This window comes from Polaromonas eurypsychrophila (genome assembly GCF_014641715.1).
Taxonomy (GTDB): Bacteria; Pseudomonadota; Gammaproteobacteria; order Burkholderiales; family Burkholderiaceae_C; genus Polaromonas; species Polaromonas eurypsychrophila.
Window position 1 is genome coordinate 159,284 of the sequence record NZ_BMIG01000003.1, and the last position, 19,260, is coordinate 178,543.

21 protein-coding genes and 1 pseudogene are annotated in these 19,260 nt (G+C 61.7%); 7 read left to right on the forward strand and 15 right to left on the reverse strand.

What is annotated here, in order from left to right; all coding sequences use genetic code 11:
• The first annotated feature begins 141 nt into the window (after positions 1 to 141).
• A complete protein-coding gene (locus tag IEX16_RS05670) occupies positions 142 to 1,080 on the forward strand; it encodes a LysR substrate-binding domain-containing protein (RefSeq protein ID WP_188707376.1) in 939 nt (312 codons plus the stop codon).
• A gap of 16 nt (positions 1,081 to 1,096) precedes the next feature.
• Here the strand turns inward: IEX16_RS05670 and IEX16_RS05675 are convergent, their stop codons facing one another.
• The 6 genes and pseudogenes from IEX16_RS05675 to purT form a co-directional block, all read right to left on the reverse strand.
• Complete coding sequence (locus IEX16_RS05675; RefSeq protein WP_188707377.1) at positions 1,097 to 2,089, reverse strand: Bug family tripartite tricarboxylate transporter substrate binding protein; 993 nt, start codon at positions 2,087 to 2,089, stop codon at positions 1,097 to 1,099.
• Between the two features lie 47 nt (positions 2,090 to 2,136).
• Positions 2,137 to 2,502 carry an SDR family oxidoreductase gene (locus tag IEX16_RS20220; RefSeq protein WP_268236599.1) on the reverse strand — a complete coding sequence of 122 codons (366 nt, stop codon included), beginning with the start codon at positions 2,500 to 2,502 and terminating at the stop codon, positions 2,137 to 2,139.
• 14 nt (positions 2,503 to 2,516) lie between these two features.
• Entirely contained in the window at positions 2,517 to 2,873 is a 357-nt protein-coding gene (locus IEX16_RS20225) for an SDR family NAD(P)-dependent oxidoreductase (protein WP_268236600.1), read from the reverse strand.
• Positions 2,874 to 3,016: 143 nt separating this feature from the next.
• Positions 3,017 to 3,949 carry a LysR family transcriptional regulator gene (locus IEX16_RS05685; protein WP_188707378.1) on the reverse strand — a complete coding sequence of 311 codons (933 nt, stop codon included), beginning with the start codon at positions 3,947 to 3,949 and terminating at the stop codon, positions 3,017 to 3,019.
• Between the two features lie 79 nt (positions 3,950 to 4,028).
• Positions 4,029 to 5,121: pseudogene (locus IEX16_RS05690) on the reverse strand (mechanosensitive ion channel family protein).
• A 10-nt stretch (positions 5,122 to 5,131) separates the two neighbouring features.
• Entirely contained in the window at positions 5,132 to 6,358 is a 1,227-nt protein-coding gene (purT, locus tag IEX16_RS05695; protein WP_188707379.1) for a formate-dependent phosphoribosylglycinamide formyltransferase, read from the reverse strand.
• A 192-nt stretch (positions 6,359 to 6,550) separates the two neighbouring features.
• Between purT and IEX16_RS05700 the strand changes: the two genes are divergently transcribed.
• Positions 6,551 to 7,378: a siderophore-interacting protein gene (locus IEX16_RS05700; protein WP_229676206.1), complete on the forward strand. Its 828-nt coding sequence runs from the start codon at positions 6,551 to 6,553 to the stop codon at positions 7,376 to 7,378.
• Positions 7,379 to 7,400: 22 nt separating this feature from the next.
• Here IEX16_RS05700 and IEX16_RS05705 read toward each other — a convergent pair whose 3' ends face one another.
• Positions 7,401 to 7,691 (reverse strand): hypothetical protein, encoded by a 291-nt coding sequence (locus IEX16_RS05705; RefSeq protein WP_188707380.1) that lies wholly within the window; start codon positions 7,689 to 7,691, stop codon positions 7,401 to 7,403.
• A 94-nt stretch (positions 7,692 to 7,785) separates the two neighbouring features.
• Here IEX16_RS05705 and hemA point away from each other — a divergent pair, with 94 nt between their 5' ends.
• The 4 genes from hemA to grxD all read left to right on the forward strand — a co-directional run bounded on the left by hemA (position 7,786) and on the right by grxD (position 11,676).
• A complete protein-coding gene (hemA, locus tag IEX16_RS05710; protein WP_188707381.1) occupies positions 7,786 to 9,066 on the forward strand; it encodes a glutamyl-tRNA reductase in 1,281 nt (426 codons plus the stop codon).
• A 104-nt stretch (positions 9,067 to 9,170) separates the two neighbouring features.
• The gene (gene prfA, locus IEX16_RS05715; protein ID WP_188707382.1) at positions 9,171 to 10,289 is read left to right on the forward strand and encodes a peptide chain release factor 1; all 1,119 of its coding nucleotides are present in this window, start codon (positions 9,171 to 9,173) and stop codon (positions 10,287 to 10,289) included.
• 79 nt (positions 10,290 to 10,368) lie between these two features.
• Entirely contained in the window at positions 10,369 to 11,253 is an 885-nt protein-coding gene (gene prmC, locus IEX16_RS05720) for a peptide chain release factor N(5)-glutamine methyltransferase (protein ID WP_188707383.1), read from the forward strand.
• A 102-nt stretch (positions 11,254 to 11,355) separates the two neighbouring features.
• Entirely contained in the window at positions 11,356 to 11,676 is a 321-nt protein-coding gene (gene grxD, locus IEX16_RS05725; protein WP_188707384.1) for a Grx4 family monothiol glutaredoxin, read from the forward strand.
• Between the two features lie 40 nt (positions 11,677 to 11,716).
• On the opposite strand, the gene IEX16_RS05730 is transcribed toward grxD, so the two are convergent.
• From IEX16_RS05730 to IEX16_RS05765, 8 genes are all read right to left on the reverse strand, one after another.
• The gene (locus IEX16_RS05730) at positions 11,717 to 11,965 is read right to left on the reverse strand and encodes a hypothetical protein (RefSeq protein ID WP_188707385.1); all 249 of its coding nucleotides are present in this window, start codon (positions 11,963 to 11,965) and stop codon (positions 11,717 to 11,719) included.
• A gap of 50 nt (positions 11,966 to 12,015) precedes the next feature.
• Positions 12,016 to 12,222: a DNA gyrase inhibitor YacG gene (locus tag IEX16_RS05735; RefSeq protein ID WP_188707386.1), complete on the reverse strand. Its 207-nt coding sequence runs from the start codon at positions 12,220 to 12,222 to the stop codon at positions 12,016 to 12,018.
• Positions 12,223 to 12,252: 30 nt separating this feature from the next.
• Positions 12,253 to 13,008, reverse strand: a complete 756-nt coding sequence (zapD, locus tag IEX16_RS05740) for a cell division protein ZapD (RefSeq protein WP_188707387.1) — start codon at positions 13,006 to 13,008, stop codon at positions 12,253 to 12,255.
• 34 nt (positions 13,009 to 13,042) lie between these two features.
• Positions 13,043 to 13,651 carry a dephospho-CoA kinase gene (coaE, locus tag IEX16_RS05745; RefSeq protein WP_188707388.1) on the reverse strand — a complete coding sequence of 203 codons (609 nt, stop codon included), beginning with the start codon at positions 13,649 to 13,651 and terminating at the stop codon, positions 13,043 to 13,045.
• A 4-nt stretch (positions 13,652 to 13,655) separates the two neighbouring features.
• On the reverse strand, positions 13,656 to 14,516 hold the full coding sequence (locus tag IEX16_RS05750) for a prepilin peptidase (protein WP_188707389.1): 861 nt from the start codon (positions 14,514 to 14,516) through the stop codon (positions 13,656 to 13,658).
• A complete protein-coding gene (locus tag IEX16_RS05755; RefSeq protein ID WP_188707390.1) occupies positions 14,516 to 15,733 on the reverse strand; it encodes a type II secretion system F family protein in 1,218 nt (405 codons plus the stop codon). The genes IEX16_RS05750 and IEX16_RS05755 overlap by 1 nt, the downstream gene beginning before the upstream one ends.
• 82 nt (positions 15,734 to 15,815) lie before the next feature.
• Entirely contained in the window at positions 15,816 to 17,543 is a 1,728-nt protein-coding gene (pilB, locus tag IEX16_RS05760) for a type IV-A pilus assembly ATPase PilB (protein ID WP_188707391.1), read from the reverse strand.
• Between the two features lie 239 nt (positions 17,544 to 17,782).
• Entirely contained in the window at positions 17,783 to 18,766 is a 984-nt protein-coding gene (locus IEX16_RS05765) for a polyprenyl synthetase family protein (protein WP_188707392.1), read from the reverse strand.
• Between the two features lie 160 nt (positions 18,767 to 18,926).
• Between IEX16_RS05765 and rplU the strand changes: the two genes are divergently transcribed.
• Positions 18,927 to 19,238, forward strand: coding sequence for a 50S ribosomal protein L21 (rplU, locus tag IEX16_RS05770; protein WP_077593996.1), 312 nt, complete (start codon positions 18,927 to 18,929; stop codon positions 19,236 to 19,238).
• Positions 19,239 to 19,260: the final 22 nt, after the last annotated feature.

A 19,260-nucleotide genomic window follows, 5' to 3' on the forward strand; every position in this document is an offset into this window, starting at 1 on the left:
CTTATGTATTGACCGAAGCGGCCAAATTTCTATTGGCCTGCGAATTTTAGGAAAATGGATGACAAAGGGAAAATACCGTTTTCCGAGATGGGCTATAGCTATTTCTTATATGCTCTCGGCATCACAACCCGGAGACCCTTCATGGACCTCAGACAACTCAAGTACTTTGTGCAAATCATTGAAAGTGGCAGTCTGGCCAAGGCCTCGCGGCAGCTTTACATTGCGCAGCCGGCGCTGAGCCAGCAGCTCGCGAAGCTGGAGGCGGAGGTGGGAAAACCGCTGCTGATCCGAACCTCCAAAGGCGTCACGCCCACGGAAAACGGCACGGCGCTACACCACCATGCGCGTTTCATGCTGCGCCAGCTGGACCAGGCGCTGTCGGTGGCGCGCCAGGAGGCCGGCACAGTGCACGGCATGGTGTCGGTCGGCCTGGCTGCCACCACCATCTGCGCCGTGGGCGTACCTTTTGTGCGCAGGATCCGCGAGAAATACCCCGGCATCGTGCTCAACGTGGTCGAGGGCATGAGCGGACACCTGCGGCAGATGATGCAGCTGGGCCAGCTGGATCTGGTGATTCTGTTCGGGCGCGACGCCATTCCCGAGCTGCCGGCCGACCCGCTGGTCGAAGAGGAGTTGTTTGTGCTGCTGCCGACCCACAGCGACTTGGTGGCCGAGCGACGCGTCAAACTCAGTATCGCCGAAGCCGCTCAGTTGCCGTTGATTTTGCCGACCGGTATCCACGGCTTGAGGCGGCGCATCACCGCCGAGTTCGAACAGCGCAACCTGAGCGCACAGGTGGTGGCCGAGATCGACTCACTGTCGCTGCTGATGGCCTGTGTGTACGAGGGCATGGGGGCAACCATCAAACCCATGGCCGCTGGCTTGCTGGCCGGCCAGCTGCGCGAGGGCTGGCGCTGCCTGCCCATTTCGGACGCCAACATGAAACGGCAAAACTATCTGTATTCGGTGGTGCCGGAACGGCTCTCACCGGCAGCGGCCGCAGTGCGCGCCGAACTCAAGGAAACCATCCGGCAGCTGGTGGTGTCCGGTGCCTGGGAAGGGGTCGACCTGTTGTACTGACCGATGATGCGGCAGCTCAATCGGCCTTGATGTTGGCGCGCTTGACGATGTCGCTCCATATCTTTTGTTCACGCGTGATGAAGGACGCGAACTCCGCTGAAGGCCCGCCACCGCCGACGGCGTTGTCAGAAGCAAAACGTTCCGTCACAGCCGAAGATTTGAGGGCCTTGAGCGACTCTTCCTGCACACGCTTCACGATGTCCGGGGGGGTTCCCGCAGGTACCAGGATGCCGTACCACTGGGAAGTCTCGAAGTCCTTGAAACCCATCTCGGCCACAGTGGGCACATCGGGCAGCTGGCTGATGCGTTGCTGGGTTCCAACCGCAATGGCGCGCAGCTTGCCGCTGCGAATGTGCGCGCCCAGCGCTGGCATACCGGCGGACGAAGCCTGTGTGCGCCCAGCCAGCAAGTCGGTCAGTTGGGGGCCGGTGCCGCGGTAAGGGATGTGGGTGATGAACATGCCCGTCACCAGCTTGAGGTATTCCATGGCGAGATGGCCTGCGCTGGCATTACCGGCGGAACCGTAGTTGAGCTGACCGGGGTTCTTCTTAGCGTACGCCACAAACTCCTGGAAATTTTTGGCCGGCACATCGGGGTGAATGACAAACACATTCGGCACCTTCGCCAGCAGCGTGACCGCGATGAAGTCCTTGTTGACGTCATAGGTCTGGCTCTTGAGCATGTAGGGATTGACCGCCAGCGTGCCCACATGTCCGAGGATGAGGGTGTGACCATCTGGCGTCGACTTGGCCACATCCTGCATCGCGACAGTGCCCGCGCCGCCCGGCTTGTTTTCGACATAAACGCTTTGCCCAAGCTGCTTGCTGAGTTCCGCAGCCACCGATCGGGCGACAATTTCAGAGGTGCCGCCCGGCGCAAAGGGAACGACAAACCGCACCGCCTTGGACGGCCAGGCGGTTTGCGCAAACAGCGAGGGCATGGCCACCATGGAGGCGGCAAGCCCCGCCGTCTGAAGGGCACGACGCCGGGTCGGGAAAGCAGTGGACATGACAGAAACTCCAATCGATAAAGTTGGCCCAGTCTATTCCCGGCGATTCAAAATTGGTATCGGCGCAAACCCCCATCCACCGGAATTACCGCACCGGTGATGTAGCTGGCCAGCGGCGAGGACAGAAAACAAACCAGGTTGACCAGGTCTTCCGGTTCGCCGTACCGGCCCACCGGGATTTCGTTGTCGCACTGCCACTTGCGGTACTCGGGCGTGTAGTTGCGCAAGATCTGCTCCGAATGAATTCGCCCCGGCGGAATGCTGTTGACCGTGATGCCGTTCTTGCCGACCATGCGGCTCAGGCCTTTGGCCCAGCTGTGGGTACCTGCCTTGGCGCAGAACGCATCATTGACGTGGTCAGGTTCGCTTTTGCCGGTGATGTTGATGATGCGACCCCAGTTGCGGGCGATCATCTGGTCAGCAGCGCCTACGCCACCTGACGGAGGCGGTAAAAGTTCAAGGTGATCGCTTCCTGCCAGCGGTCTTCGCTGACATGCAGCTCGGCAAAGGAGCGCGAGCCGCCGGCGCTGTTGACCAGGATGCCCACCCTGCCCAGGCCGGCCAGGGCGGCATCGGTCAGGGTCTTGGCGGCGTCCTCGACACACAGCTCGGACGCGATGACCACCGGCCTGTGACCACCACGGCTGACGATGTCCTCGGCCACCTCGTCAAGCAGCGCGACACGACGTGCAGAAGTGGCCCGCTTCAAACCCTGGGCGGCCAGTACCAACGCAATGCCCCGCCCGATGCCGGTGCCGGTGCCGGTGCCGGTGCCGGTGACCAACGCTGTTTTATCTCCAATTGCACATCCATGGTGCGTCCTCGTCGCGATGTCTGAAGGGAGGACCACAGAAATCTAGCGCTGAAACGCCTTTCGTGAAAGACATCGGATGACAGACGGCCATCACAAAACGTGATGACCAACGCTCAAACGCCGACCAGTCGCGCGCCGACCCAGCGGCCCGAACGCACGGCTTCTCTGGCACAGTCGCTCAGCACCACACGTGCAGCCAGCCCGGCGGGCGAGAGTTCGTCGTCCGACAAGCTGCACAGAGAGTTCACGCGGCTTGCCAGCATATCGGTGATTTCCGTGAGATGGAAGCGCTCCTGGGCATCTGCGAAGCGGCTGACGGCGGCCCAGGGCTGCAGCGTGCAGCCCAGCCCCCCATCGACCGCGTCCATCAGCATGGCCAGCGAATCAATTTCAGCCACCAGCGTGGGTTTGCATTTGGCACGAGCGAAAGCGCTTTCCAATGTACTGCGCAGGCCATGCAGGCCGGTGGGGAGTATCAGCGGCCTGCCGGCCAGCTGCGCGATACTGATGCGCGCAGTGGGCTTGCCGACCAGGGTCCGCCGCGACTGGATCAAGTACAGCTTTTCCTCCAGCAAGGGCATCACACTCCAGCGACGCCCGGCGCGGGGGTCAAACAGCACGGCCAGGTCCAGTTGACGCGCATTGAGCATGCCTGTGAGGTGCCCCGACAGACTTTCAACCATGTGCAAACGTACATCGGGATAACGCTCGCGCATGGCGCGGATCAGCGGCAGGCCCAGCACGGCAGCGGTGGTAGGCGCCATGCCCACGCTGACACTGCCGGACAGCCGCGACTGCTGCGCCGCGCGCGCCGCCTGCTCGGCGTGGCGCAGCACGAGCTGGGCCTCACGGAAAAACGCTAACCCGGCCTCGGTGGGCGTGACGCCCTTGGGGCTGCGCTGAAGCAGGCGGGTCGACAGCTCGCTTTCCAGCCGGCTGATTTGCTGGCTCAACGCCGACTGCACCAGGTCCAGGTCCAACGCGGCGCGGCTGATGCTGCCAAGCTCGATCACGCGGACCAGGTAACGCAACTGGCGCAGTTCCATGCAACTCCTCTTTGGGTTCAAGTATCACGTTTTGTGATGCCCGTAATCATCGCACGGGGCGACACCACGCAGAGAGGCCTCAATCCAATGGAGAAAGCTTTTCAGGCCGTGGCGCGCTCAACTCAGCGCGCGTCACCGGCAAGTACTGCGGATACTCGTGCTGCATGAAATCGACCAGGGCTTCACGCACGCTACAGCGCAGGTCCCAGTTCTGGCCTGAACTTGCCGAGGTGACCAGCAGGCGGAGCTGGATCGCACTTTCGCCGGCTTCGGTGACCTGCAGCTTGCAAAGACGCTGGTCCCCAGTCAGGCGAGCCTTCGCAGGCGCGCTGAGCCTCGGCGCGCAGCGACGCAAGCGGCATGCGGTAGTCTACCCACAGGAAAACCGTGCCTATGATGCTGGCGCTTTTACGCGTCCAGTTCTGGAAGGGATTTTCAATGAACCACTGCAGCGGAATGATGAGGCGGCGCTCGTCCCAGATCTTGAGCACCACGTAAGTTCCGGTGATTTCCTCGACGCGACCCCACTCACCCTGAACGACCAGTACGTCGTCCATCCGGATCGGCTGGGCCAGCGCGATCTGCAGCCCGGCAATCAGGTTGCTGAAAATAGGCCGCGCCGCAATACCCACGATCAGCCCAACCACGCCAGCCGAAGCCAGCAGGCTGGCGCCGAACTGGCGTGCGCCCGGAATAGTCATCAGCATCAGCGCCAGACCCGCCAGCAGCACCACAAACATCGCGGTGCGCGCCAGCATGCGGGTCTGGGTATGGATGCGGCGCGCCTGCAGGTTGTCCTCGACATCGACCGGATGCCTGGCGATCACGCCCTGGGCCAGGCCACGAATGGCGCGCAACCCCAGCCAGGTCAGTACCAGCAACAGCAACAATGCATTGCCGTGGCGAATACCGCCAATCATAGGCAGGTCATCGGGCGCACCCTGCCACACCGCCTGCAAGGCGATCAAGGGCAGCAGCAACCGGGCCGGCGCCCTGGACTGCTGTGCCACCACGGCGGCCACCGGCATGAAGCGTGTGAGACGCAGCAACAGCGCTGAACCTGCTGCATGCACCAGCAAGGCCAGCACCACTGCCACGGCTGCAACCAGCAGGATGCGCAAGGTGGAGTCGTTGGCCCAGCCGAGCAGGTTGACGAGTTCCGGAAAATACATGCGCTCGTTCTCAGACGACGTGCGGCTTGACGCGTGATGCCGCCAGCTTGGCGTTGTCGCGTGCGATGTTCACATCGGCATCAAAAGCCAGCGCCACACCCATGCGGCGTTTGACAAAACTCTCGGGCTTGCCGAACAGGCGGATGTCGGTGTTGGGCACACGCAGCGCGTCGGCCACGCCGTCGAACACGATGCCCTGCGCATCGACCCCGCCGTAAATCACGGCGCTGGCGCCGGGGCTCTTGAGCGCGGTGTTCACCGGCAGGCCGAGAATGGCGCGGGCATGCAATTCGAACTCGTTTTGCCACTGCGTGCACATTGTCACCATGCCAGTGTCGTGCGGCCTGGGGCTGACCTCGCTGAACCAGACCTCGTCACCCTTGACAAACAGTTCCACGCCGAACAGCCCGAGACCGCCGGGCTGGCCGTCATGGCCCAGCCCCAGGTTGTCGGTCACGGCCTTGCAGATGTTGCGACTTTTTCGCAGCGCGGCCGCGGCCATGGGCTGCGGCTGCCAACTCTCCACATAGTCGCCACTGACCTGCACATGGCCAATCGGCTCACAAAAATGGGTTTCTATCTGGCCGTCGGCGCCCTTGGCGCGCACGGTGAGCTGGGTGATCTCGTAGTCGAAGTCGATAAAGCCTTCGACGATGACGCGGCCGTGGCTGACGCGGCCGCCGGCCATCGCATGGTCCCAGGCGGCCTGGATGTCATCGGGCCCGGCGATCTTGCTCTGGCCCTTGCCGGACGAACTCATCACTGGCTTGACGACGCAGGGGTAACCGATCTTGGTGGCTATGGCAGCCTGCAACTCGTCCAGTGAGTCGCAGAAGACATAAGGGCTGGTCGGCAGGCCCAGGGTTTCGGCCGCCAGCCGGCGTATGCCTTCGCGGTCCATGGTCAGGCGCGCGGCGCGCGCAGTGGGCACCACACGCACAATGCCGGCGGCTTCGAGCTCTTCCAGCATGGCCGTGGCAATCGCCTCGATCTCGGGCACCACCAGGTGCGGCCTTTCCTTTTCAATCAGCGCCCTGAGCTGCGCCGGGTCACTCATGGTGATGGTGCGCGCATGGTGGGCGACCTGCTGGCCTGGTGCATTGTCATAACGGTCGGTCGCGATGGTCTCCACGCCCAGACGCTGCAACGCAATCAGCACCTCCTTGCCGAGCTCACCTGAGCCGAGCAGCATGACTTTGGTTGCGTGGGGGGACAGGGGGGTGCCGAAGGTGGTCATGGGTCTGGGGGGAGGGGGTTAAAAAGAAGCGGCTTGACGGGGAGACACGCATGGCGCCAGCGCAGCCTGACACTTTACTTCACCCATGAACCAGCCTGGGCACAGCGTTTTGGTGGCTTGTCCCTACAGCCTGCCAGTCCACCCGAAATAAATGACAATTATTCTCATCCGCCCATCTGTCGAAAGCCTTTCTTGACGAACACACCGCCCCTGCCCGACGTCTCCCCCACTGAAGCGTCTACTCCTGCGCCACGCAAGCGCCGCCCTCCGCGCCGTGTCGAGGTCAGCCGCATCGAGGTGTTGAGCCCAGCGATGCGGCGCATCACGCTCACCGGCGCCGAACTCGAAGGATTTGCAGCGAGTGGTCCGGCCAGCTACATCAAGCTGATTTTTCCGGAGCCGGGGCAGACCGAGCCGGTTCGGCCTTTGCCGGACGGGCCGCGCGCCGTCTCAATGCGCACTTACACGCCTCTGGCCCTCCGGCCAGAAGCCCTGGAAATAGACGTGGATTTTGTGCTGCACGGTGAAGGCCCCGCCTCAAGCTGGGCGGCGCAGGCCAGTATCGGGCAGGCGCTGTTTTTGATGGGGCCGGGTCCCGGCTACGCGCTGGATGCCGACGCCCCACACCACTTGCTGATTGCCGACGACAGCGCGCTACCGGCGGTGGAGACCATTCTGGCTTCCTTGCCTGTAACAGCGCGTGCACAGGTCCTGCTGGAAGTGATCGCCGCCGCCGAGGAACGTATGTTGCACAGCCCGGCGCAGCTGGACGTGACCTGGCTGGCCCGCGGCACCGACCATCGCGCGGCCGGCCTGCCAACAGAAAAGGCCTTGCGCGCCTTGCCGCCGATCGCCCCGGATACCCAAATTTACCTGGCCTGCGAAGCGGCGGCGATGCGGCGCATCCGCACGCTACTGACCAGCGAGCTCGGTGTCAGCCGCAAGCAGATCGTCGGTCGGGGCTATTGGAAACTCGACGTGATGAATCACCCCGACCATGACTACGGCGAGGATGCCTGAACGGACGCTAGCGGCCTGGGCCTCAGCCTTTCCAACCGCGCAACAGGCCCCACTGGCAACTGGCCGCGCCCACGGCCAGCAAGGCATAACTGGCCATCTTGCCGTCCCGGCCGAACAGCACCAGACCGGTCAGCGACAACAGCACACCCACTATAAAAATAATAGCTGCTTGCGACCACAGGGTATGGGCCAGAGGCCTTTTTGATCTTAAAAATCCGGAGAAGATACGCGCCAGCAGCACCACCAGCAGCGCCACGCAGGCGGCCGGCGCCACAAAATTGAGCCATTGGTTGATCAGATTGAGTGCGGTCATGGCCTGTGAGCGGATTTCCGGCCGGCTTGCCGTGTATCAAGGGGATTGAAAGAATGTCAGCACCGACCCTTGCCATCAATTTTATAATCGGGCAATGTCAGTCTGGGCCTTGGGCATCAACCATAACACTGCACCACTCGATTTACGCGGGCGGTTTGCGTTCGCCATGGACCAAATCGAGCCGACCTTGAAGGGTTTGCGCGAGTCGTTGGCGCGGCAACCTGAAGCCACGCTGCTGTCGACCTGCAACCGTACAGAAATTTACTGTGCCAGCGACCGGTCCGATCTGGACCACACGCTCGAATGGCTGGCGCATCACGGCGGCGTCTCGCCAGCGCTGCTGCGCTCCCATGCCTACACGCTGGAGGGTGGGCAAGCCGCGCGCCATGCGTTTCGCGTCGCCAGCGGACTGGACTCCATGGTGCTGGGTGAGCCGCAGATCCTCGGCCAGATGAAGGACGCTGTGCGCGCGGCCGAAGATGCCGGTGCCATGGGCAGCACCTTGCACCAGCTGTTCCAGCGCTCCTTTTCGGTGGCCAAGGAAGTGCGCAGCAGCACCGAAATCGGTGCGCACAGCATCAGCCTGGCGGCAGCCTCGGTGCGGCTGGCCGGCCAGCTGTTCGAGGACCTGAGCGACATCCGCGTGTTGTTTGTCGGCGCCGGCGAAATGATTGACCTGGCAGCGACCCACTTCGCCGCCAAAAATCCCAAATCGATGACGGTTGCCAACCGCACACTGGAGCGCGGCGAAAAACTCGCCAGCCGCTTCGGCGCCGAGGTCATGCGCCTGGCCGATCTGCCCAGCCGCCTGCACGAGTTCGACGCGGTGATCAGCTGCACCGCCAGCACCCTGCCCATCATCGGCCTGGGCGCCGTGGAGCGCGCGGTCAAGCTGCGCAAACACCGGCCCATGTTCATGGTGGACCTGGCGGTACCGCGTGACATCGAGCCAGAGGTCAAGGCCTTGCCCGACATCTACCTCTACACCGTGGACGATCTGGCCCACGTGGTGCAGACCGGCAAGGACAGCCGCCAGGCCGCTGTGGCCCAAGCCGAGGTCATCATCGATGCCGGTGTGCAGAACTTCATGCACTGGCTGGGCCAGCGCCGCACCGTGCCGCTGATCCAGCAGCTCAACGCGCAAACCGACGAATGGCGCGGCGCCGAAATCGCGCGTGCGAAAAAGCTTCTGGCACGCGGCGAGTCGGTCGACACCGTGCTGGAGGCGCTGTCACGCGGCCTGACGCAAAAAATGCTGCATGGCGCGCTGGCCGAACTGCACACCGGCGACGCCGACAGCCGCGAAGCCACCGCGCATACGGTGTCGCGCCTGTTTCTGCGCGGCGGCCTGTCCGCGGAAAACAAAGAGCGTTAGCGGCGTTGTGACCCCGACCAGCCGGCGCGCCCGCTGGCCCCTCCCGCTACCGGCGCTGGTCGGACGCCCCTTCACCATCGTTTTTCCCCCGCGCGTTTTCTCCCATGAAACCCTTTCTCCGCCAGACCCTGGACCGCCAGATCTTCCGCCTGCATGAGCTCGACGCGTTGCTGTCGGCCAGCGACGTGGTCAGCAACATGGAGCGTTTTCGCAGCCTGACGCGCGAACATGCCGAGCTCAGCATCGTGGTCGGCCAGTACCAGCGCATGACGGCCCGCGAAGCCGACCTGGCCGGCGCGCAGACCCTGCTGGCCGAAGCGAAAGACGACCCCGAGATGGCCGCGATGGCGGAAGAAGAGATCGCCGTCGCGCAGGCCGACATCACATCCCTGGACGACGAGCTGCAGCTGATGCTGATCCCGAAAGACCCGGACGATGCGCGCCCGGCCTTCATCGAGATTCGCGCCGGTACTGGCGGCGACGAGTCAGCGCTGTTTGCCGGCGACCTGTTGCGCATGTATTCGCGCTTTGCCGAGCGCAAGCGCTGGACGGTCGAGATCATCAGCGAATCGCCGAGTGAGCTCGGCGGCTACAAGGAAGTCGTGATTCGCGTGGACGGCGCCAACGACGCGCTCGGCGTGGGGGTCTACGGCAAGCTGCGTTTCGAGTCCGGCGGCCACCGCGTGCAGCGCGTTCCCGTCACCGAAACCCAGGGCCGCATCCACACCAGCGCCTGCACCGTCGCGGTGCTGCCCGAGCCCGACGAAGCGGTCGCCATCCAGATCAACCCGTCGGATCTGCGCATCGACACCTACCGCGCCAGCGGTGCCGGCGGCCAGCACATCAACAAGACCGACTCGGCCGTGCGCATCACTCATTTGCCGACTGGCATCGTCGCCGAATGCCAGGACGGCCGCAGCCAGCACAGCAACAAGGCGCAGGCGCTCAAGGTGCTGACCGCGCGCATCCATGAAAAAGATCGATCGGAACGCGCAGCCAAAGACGCTGCCACGCGCAAGGGCCTGATCGGCAGCGGCGACCGCAGCGACCGCATCCGGACCTACAACTTTCCCCAGGGCCGCCTCACCGACCACCGCATCAACCTCACTCTGTACAAGCTGCTGTCCATCATGGAAGGCGACATGGATGACGTGGTGACCGCGCTGCAGGTGGCGCGCGGGGCGGAGTTGCTGGCCGAACTGGAATCGGCCTCGAACGCTTGAATGCTGTATTTTATGAATCAAATCGGCCTCTAGCCCTTGTCCCGCATCTGTAAGATGCTCCTCATTTGATAGCAAATGAATGTTTAACCAAGCCTTGTCACACACCCCCACTTGCAGCCAGGCGCTGGCTGCGGCCCAGTCCTTGGGGCTGGAGCGCCTGGATGTCCAGTTGCTGCTGCTGCACGCGCTCGGCCGGCCCGACAGTGATCGGGGCTGGCTGCTGGCGCATGACGGCGATACCCTGGCCGAGGATGCAGCCAGCCGTTTCCGGCAACTGAGCCTGCGCCGCGCGGCCGGCGAACCGCTGGCCTACATCGTCGGAAGCAAGGAGTTTTTTGGTCTGCAACTCCAGGTTGATGGCCGCGTTTTGGTGCCGCGCCCGGACACCGAAACCCTGGTGGACTGGTCCCTTGAGCAATTGGCCGCATCCGGCATGCCGACCGGCGCGCGTGTGCTGGACCTCGGCACCGGCAGCGGCGCAATTGCACTGGCGCTTAAAAAAACCCGGCCGATGCTGGATGTCACGGCCGTCGATGCAAGCACCGACGCCCTCGCCGTGGCCAGCGCCAATGCCAACCGCCTTGGGCTGGCTATCCATTTCATCGAGGGAAGCTGGTTTGAAAATGTAAGCGGACACTTTCACCTGGTCGCAAGCAACCCGCCCTACGTAGCCGATGGCGATTCGCATCTGTCTGCCCTGACCCACGAACCCCAAAGCGCTCTGACTGCCGGGCCGGACGGCATGAACGATCTCCGGACCATCATCGATCAGGCGCCTGCCCACCTGCACGCACATGGCTGGCTGCTGTTGGAGCATGGCTACGACCAGGCTGCGGCCGTGCGCGAACTGCTGGTCCAGCGCGGCTTTGGCAAGGTGCAAAGCCGCACCGATCTGGCAGGCATCCGCCGCTGTTCCGGGGGATGCTGGCCGGGCGCACGCAGCACGCCGCAAACAGCGGGATAATCAGGCATTGATTTTTCGCCGTTGAAATCCATCTGCAGATGGACGGCCGCCAGATCGACCTGATCCGCGCGGCAACGGCGTGACACCTTCCAAGGATCCAACATGAGTGATACCCAGCAACGCATAGACCAGATCGTGAAATCCAGCGACGTGGTGCTTTTCATGAAAGGCACGGCGCAGTTTCCACAATGCGGTTTTTCGGGCCGCGCAATCCAGGTGCTCAAGGCCTGCGGCGTGGACAAACCGGCCACGGTCAACGTGCTCGAAGACCCGGACATCCGCAACGGTATCAAGGAATACAGCAACTGGCCAACGATTCCCCAGCTCTACGTGAAGGGTGAGTTCATCGGCGGCTCGGACATCATGATGGAGATGTACGAAAACGGCGAGTTGCAGCAGGTCCTCGGCACACCAGCCGCCTGAGCCGGAGCTCCCGCCGTTGCAGACTGGCCAGCCTGCAGCCTCAGTTCGTGTAGCCTTCGCAGGCGCCTGCGTTGACCCGCCCTTTGCACTCCCGCTTGAGCCGCGTCGCACGCTCTTTTCGGGTTTCCTCTGATCCTGGCATGAATTTGGTGTTGCCCTGTTTCTTTGCAGGGGCACCCTTTTTGGCCGTGTCGGTGGCGGCAAGGCCAGGCGCGGCTGACAGTCCCAGCCACATCGCGATGCCCGCAGCAGCAAGTGTCCCGCGCCGGAAAAAAGAGTGTCGAGTCATTTCAAGCTCCCTGAGTTGGCGGTCGTTGCCGCCTGCCTGCACAAACAACGCTACTGCAATTTCGCGTCGCCATACACCTGGTCATCCGGCGGCGCGTCGGCCGGCATGCGAAAACTCTCGCTGGCCCAGGCGCCCAGGTCGACATTTTTACAGCGCTCACTGCAAAAAGGGCGGAAACGGTTGTTCGGCCCGAACACACTGGGCCCGCTACAGGCGGGGCAGACCACGATCTTGGGTTGTGGCAGGTCAGAAGTCATCTTGAACTCCAGCTTGAACCTTTGTCGCGATCAGGAGCAGAGCGTCAATTCAAAAGCCGCATCGTCGGTCGAAGAATGCAAGCGGTCGTCGCTCTCATGGCGCATCAGGCGGACGGAAACAATCAGGCGGTTGCCGCTGATTTCGGGGATCAGCCCCAGCCCCGGGTCAATGCGCAGGCGCAGCAACTGGAAAGTGCGGCCCTGCGGCAGGGTCTGCTGGTACTGCCCGCCGGTCGCCACCACCTTTTGCGGCAGGCCAGAGTCACGCAACAGTTTGAGCAACATGCGAATCGACTCGGCCAGCGGCACCAGCGTGGCAATCCAGCGTTGCAAGTCCTTCTGCCGCGTGATCGCATCAAAATGCTGCCACGCAAAATAGGCTGGCAGATCAAATTCGCAGGTGCCACCCGGGATGCCGATGCGGCTGCGGATGCTCATCAACCAGTCGTTTTCAGTCAGCGACTGGCCCGCCTTGCCCGGCAGGCCGGTCAGGGTGACAAAACACTCGTCGAGTTGGCCCGTCACTTCATCAAGCACCGCTTCGGAAATGGCCGGGTTGCCGCGGTAACCATTGAGCAGGTGTTTTTGCCGGTCCAGGTCCTTGAGCACATCGGTTTTCAGATCGGCGCGGGCCGCCACGTCCATCACTTCAAAAATGGTGGTGATCGCGTAGTGGTGGTCGGTCGGATGGTCCCGCGCGGCCAGTTCGCCGAGGCGGTGAAAGAGGTGCTCAAGCCGCAAATACGTGCGAATGCGTTCGTTGAAGGGATATTCGTAAAGAATCACTGCGATATATCTTTTTCAGCGGGAGGGTTAGCCATCATAGCCCGAAGCGCTGCGCCGCCTGCCGGACCAGCAGCGCCAGCGCGCCCAGCGAGACCGTCCCATCGTTGTCGATACAAACGTCTGCCGCAGCGAGCCGCTGCATGCGGCTGGCCTGCCCCGCCATCACCTGTTCAACCATCTGCCGCGTCCAGCCACTGCGGGCCATCACGCGGCTGATCTGGGTTTCGTCACTGCAATCCACCACGAGTACCCGGTCCACCTGCTGGCGCCAACGACCGGACTCCACCAGCAGGGGCACGTCAAACACGATGCAGGCCTGCCCCGCTTGCTGCGCCTGCGCCGCCTGGCGAGCGGTTTCCACACCCACCAGCGGATGGATGATGGCTTCCAGCTGGCGTTTTGCGTCTGGATCACTGAAAACCAGCTGACGCATGTGATCACGGTCCAGTGCACCGCCGGCCGTCACCAGGTCGGCACCGAACGCCTGGACAATCAGGGCAATCGCCGCCCCCCCTGGCGCGGTGGTCTGGCGCGAAATCGTATCGGCATCGATAATGGTTGCGCCGCACTCAGCGAGCATTCCGGCCACCGTGCTTTTGCCGCTGCCAATGCCGCCGGTCAGGCCCACGCGCAAGGCAGGCATGCTGCTACAGGCCGATCACGCCAAGAATGGCCTGGGGGCCGAACACCATTGCCGTCAAACCCGCGGCCGCCAGAAACGGGCCAAAGGGCACGTAACCCCCTTCACGCAAGCCACTGGAAAACTTCATCGTAATTCCGACCAGCGCGCCTATGACCGAAGCCATCAGAATGATGGGCACCAGGGCCGACCAGCCAAACCAGGCCCCCAGCGCCGCGAAAAGTTTGAAGTCCCCGTAACCCATGCCTTCTTTTCCGGTCACCAACTTGAACGCCCAGTAGACCAGCCACAGCGACAGGTAGCCGGCCACCACGCCCCACAAGGCCTGGCTCAGGTTGATGGCCGGGTTCCAGCCCAGTACGACAACAATCAGGCCAGCCCAGAGCAGGGGCAGGGTGATGTCATCCGGCAGCAGGGTGGTATCCCAGTCGATCATGGCGAGCGTCACCAGAGCCGCCGCAAAGCCGCCCCAGGCCAGACCGGTCCAGCTCAAACCCCATCGCCATCCGCAGAAAAAAAACAAACCGCCCGTTGCGAGCTCCACCAGGGGATAACGCAAGCCGAACTTCGTGCCGCAGACCGAGCATTGCCCCTTGAGAAAGAGGTAGCTCAAAACCGGAATGTTTTCATACCAGGCAATCACATGGCCACAACTCGAACACCGCGAGCGCGGCATCAACAGGTTGAAGGCTGCCGTGTTCTGCGCCGTGAAGCCGGACATCTCGGCACATTCAAGCGCCCACTGGCGCTCCATGATTTTTGGCAGGCGGTAAATAACAACGTTCAGGAAACTGCCGATCAACAGCCCGAAAATCCCGGCCAAAGCGGCGTCGAAACCCGCATGCCAACCGGACACCAGCCCTGACATCAAACCACTTGGCCGAGCTTGAAGATCGGCAGGTACATGGACACCACAATGCCACCGATCAAACCACCAAGAAACACGATGATGATGGGCTCCATCAGGCTAGACAGGCCGGCGACCATTTCATCGACTTCGGCTTCATAAAAATCGGCGGCTTTTCCGAGCATGTGATCGACCGAGCCGGACTCCTCGCCAATCGCACACATCTGCAACACCATGGTCGGGAACAGGTTGGCATTGCCCATCGCAGCCGTCAAACTGGTACCGGTGGAGACTTCCTGCTGGATTTTTTCTGTGGCGTCGGCATACAACGAATTGCCCGATGCACCGCCGACCGAATCCAGCGCCTCGACCAAGGGCACACCCGCAGCAAACATGGTTGACAGCGTGCGGGTCCAACGGGCAATACACGACTTCTCGATCAACACCCCAAACACCGGCACTTTCAGCAGGACACGGTCCATCACACGCTGCATCTTTATATTGCGCCGCCAGGCTTGCATGAAAAAGTAAATACCGCCACCGATACCGCCGAAAATCAGCCACCAATAGGCGACAAAAACCTCGCTGATGGCCATCACAAAAAGCGTAGGAGCGGGAAGATCCGCACCGAATGACTTGAAAACCTCTTTGAATGCAGGGATCACAAAAATCATGATCACGGCGACCACCACAAAGGCCACAACCACGACCGAAGCCGGGTACATCAACGCGGACTTGATTTTCGATTTGATGGCTTCGGTTTTTTCCATGTAAACCGCCAACCGATCGAGCAGCGCCTCCAGGATACCGGCGGCCTCACCGGCCTCCACCAGATTGCAGTACAGCGCATTGAAATACAGAGGGTACTTGCGGAAAGCAGCGCTGAGCGAAGTGCCGGTTTCCACGTCAGTGCGCACATCGTTGAGGAGCTTGGTCACGCTGGCATTGGGATTGCCGCGTCCAACGATATCAAACGACTGCAACAGCGGCACGCCGGCCTTCATCATGGTCGCCAGCTGCCGCGTGAAAATGGCAATGTCCTTGGGCTTGATGGACTTGCCGGAGCGCATGCTGCGCTTCTTGATTTTTGTCGGGAACACCCCCTGCCGACGCAGCGATGCCTTGACCTGGTTTTCGCCGACAGCACGGGTCTCACCCCTGACCTGCTTGCCATTGCGGTCCTTGCCTTCCCATTCAAAGACAAATTCCTTGATGGCTTTGGATGTTGCTGTTGCCATGTTGCCTTCTTACTAGTGCGGACAGGATGATTGAAGCCCGGGGCGTTTCCCGCGCCGGACGGGCAGGGGTAACGTGGCGGGCCTAGACATTGGTGCACCCCAGAATCTCTTCGAGCGAGGTCATCCCCGTTTTGACCTTTTGCAAACCTGCGCCCCTGAGGCTTTTCACCCCTTCCTTGGCAGCCTGTTCGGCAATTTCGAGGGCGCTGCCATCGCGCAGGATGATCCGCTGGATTTCATCCGTGATCGGCATGACCTGGTAGATACCCACGCGGCCCTTGTAGCCGCTGTTGCACATGGAACACCCAACCGGACGGAACGGGGTCCAGGAGCCATCAACATCGTCTTCCTCGAAGCCGGCGTCGAGCAAGGTCTCCCGCGGGATGTCCGCCGGCGCCTTGCAGTTGGGGCACAGACGGCGCGCCAGCCGCTGGGCGGTGATCAGAATCACGCTGGATGCAATATTGAAGGGCGCAATGCCCATGTTACGCAGCCGGGTCAGCGTGGCGGGCGCATCGTTGGTATGCAAAGTAGACAACACGAGGTGGCCGGTTTGCGCCGCCTTGATGGAAATTTCCGCAGTTTCCAGATCACGAATCTCGCCGACCATGATGATGTCCGGATCCTGGCGCAAAAACGCTTTCAGGGCCACTGAAAAAGTCAGGCCCGCCTTGTCGTTCATGCTGACCTGGTTGACGCCGGGCAAGTTGATTTCGGCCGGATCTTCGGCCGTCGATATGTTCACACCCGGCTTGTTCAGGATATTCAGGCAGGTGTACAACGACACGGTTTTCCCCGAACCGGTGGGGCCCGTCACCAGCACCATGCCGTAAGGTCGCTGAACCGCATTGAGCAGGCGTTCCTTTTCGATCGGCTCGTAACCGAGCGCATCGATGCCCAGCTTGGCACTGCTCGGGTCCAGAATACGGATCACGATTTTTTCGCCGAACATGGTCGGCAAGGTGCTGACCCGGAAATCGATCACCCGATCCGGTCCGATCTTGAGCTTCATCTTCCCGTCTTGCGGCACCCGCTTTTCAGAGATATCCATCTTGGAGATCACCTTGATGCGGGAAGCCAGCTTTTCCTTGATGGCGACCGGCGGCGAAGCGATCTCGCGCAACTCCCCATCGACGCGGAAACGCACGCGGTAGGTGTGCTCATAGGGTTCGAAATGCAGGTCCGACGCGCGCATGCTGAAGGCATCGAGCAGCATTTTGTGCAAAAACTTGACGACGGGCGCATCCTCAACCTCCGATACGCCGGTGTCGCCGCTGTCGGCACTGGCCGCCTCGGCGGTGGACTCGTCAAACTCGAAGTCATCGCCAATGATGCTTTCCATCGCCTCGGATGCCGTGGTGGCCGATGCCTCTACCAACTTCGACAGCTTGTCGTATTCGGCGATAACCCAATCCACGCCCATCTGGGTCGAAAACTTGATTTTTTCAGCCGCCTCCTGATCAGAGGGGTCCGCCGTCGCAACAATCAAGCGGTTGCTGCGCTTGCTCAAGACAACAATGCGATAGGCTTGGCAAATTTTGGCGTCCAGCAGGCCCTTGGGCAGGCGCTGGGTATCAATGGCGCTGAGGTCGAGCAGGGGCGCCGCGAACGCCGTGGACATGGTGTGCGCCAGATCTGACGCGGATACAACGCCAGAGCCGGTCAGTTCCGCGATGAAGCTGGTTCGGCCGCTTTGAGCCTTGCGAAAAATGTCTTCTGCCGCTTTTTGCCCGAGCTTGCCAGCCATCACCAGCGCCCGTCCCAAACCGGGCAAAGCGGGTGCATTGATGACGGTATCGAGAGCGGCCATAATTTACGAATCTACCTCAAATTGACAAAATTGACATCATCGTTGATGGTTCGGGGGATGTAAATCGAAATGGCCGTTACCACCGCCCCGGTGTTGGAACGACGACAACGAAGCCGCAAACGTGAATGGGAACAGGCGACGGATGGTCGGGGTGAGAAGATTCGAGCCTCCGGCCTCTACGTCCCGACCGTAGCGCTCCACCAGGCTGAGCTACCCTTGACAGCTATCCCGATCCGGCGTCATGAACGGCGCTGCAGCAGCTGGGAAGCCAATTCTAGCAAGGCCTCGCTGTAGGTATTGCGTCCTAGGACCGCCAGCGCCTGGATTGCCCGCTGCGCTTCAGAGGCTGCCGCATCGCGGGTCGCTTGCAGGGCACCGGTTTGCCTGACGATGGCCACAATTTCGGCCAGGCGCTCGGTTCCGCCGGTCTCAATGGCATGGCGAATCATGCCCTGCTCTGCCGCCGTGCCGCGCTGCATGGCGATGATCAAGGGCAAGGTGGCCTTGCCTTCCCGCAGGTCATCTCCCAGGTTTTTGCCCATCTCGGCTGCATCGCCGTCGTAATCCAGCACATCGTCAATCACCTGAAAAGCTGTGCCCAGCGCCTGTCCGTAGTCTGCGCAAGCCTGCTCAACTGCAGCCGAAGCCCCTGCCAGCAAGGCTGCCAGCCGCGCACTGGCTTCGAACAACTTGGCAGTCTTGGAGCGGATTACCCGCAGGTAGCCGTCCTCCGACAAACCGGCGTCGTGCATGTTCATCAGTTGCAGCACCTCGCCCTCGGCAATGATATTGGTCGCTTCGGCAAGGGTCTGCATGATGCGCATGTCGCCAGCATCAACCATCATCTGGAAGGCCCGCGAATACAGAAAATCGCCGACCAGCACGCTGGCCGGGTTGCCAAACGAGGCGTTGGCCGTCGCGCGGCCCCTGCGCAGGGTGGATTCATCAACCACGTCGTCGTGCAGCAAGGTCGCGGTGTGTATGAATTCCACAACAGCCGCCAGGTTGAAGCGCTGCTCGCCGCGATAGTCAAGCGCGCCACACATCAGCAGCAGCAACGCGGGGCGCAAGCGCTTGCCGCCAGCGGCGATGATGTGCTGCGACACCTGACTTACCAGCGGCACATCGGAGCTGAGGCTGCGCGTGATCACCGCGTCCATGGCCTGCATGTCGCCGGCAATCAGGGCCAGCGCAGCGGTCGTGCTAGAAGAATTGACAGTCAAGGCGGTCCAGACAAGAGGTTGACCAGATTATAGGAAGCCTGCAGCCGACGCCCGGTTGTCCGTCAGTCCGGACAGGCGGCAACGCGGGTTTTCCGTGTCCCGTGCTAGAATAGAGGGCTCTGTGGAAATCCGTCCGCAAAACTCACATACGAGGTCTCACATGTACGCGGTCATAAAAACCGGTGGCAAACAATACAAAGTTGCTACGGGTGAAAAAATTAAAGTAGAACAGATTGCTGCGGACGTAGGCCAAGAGATCGTTATTGACCAGGTATTGGCTGTCGGAACCGGCAGCACAATCACGGTTGGTACGCCCTTGGTGTCCGGCGCTACCGTTACGGTTACTGTCCTTTCCCAGGGCAGGCACGACAAGGTTCGCATTTTCAAAATGCGTCGTCGCAAACATTACCAAAAACGCCAGGGTCACCGGCAAAACTTCACTGAACTGCAAATCGGCGCCATCGTCGGTTAAGCACAGAAGTACCAGGACTCAC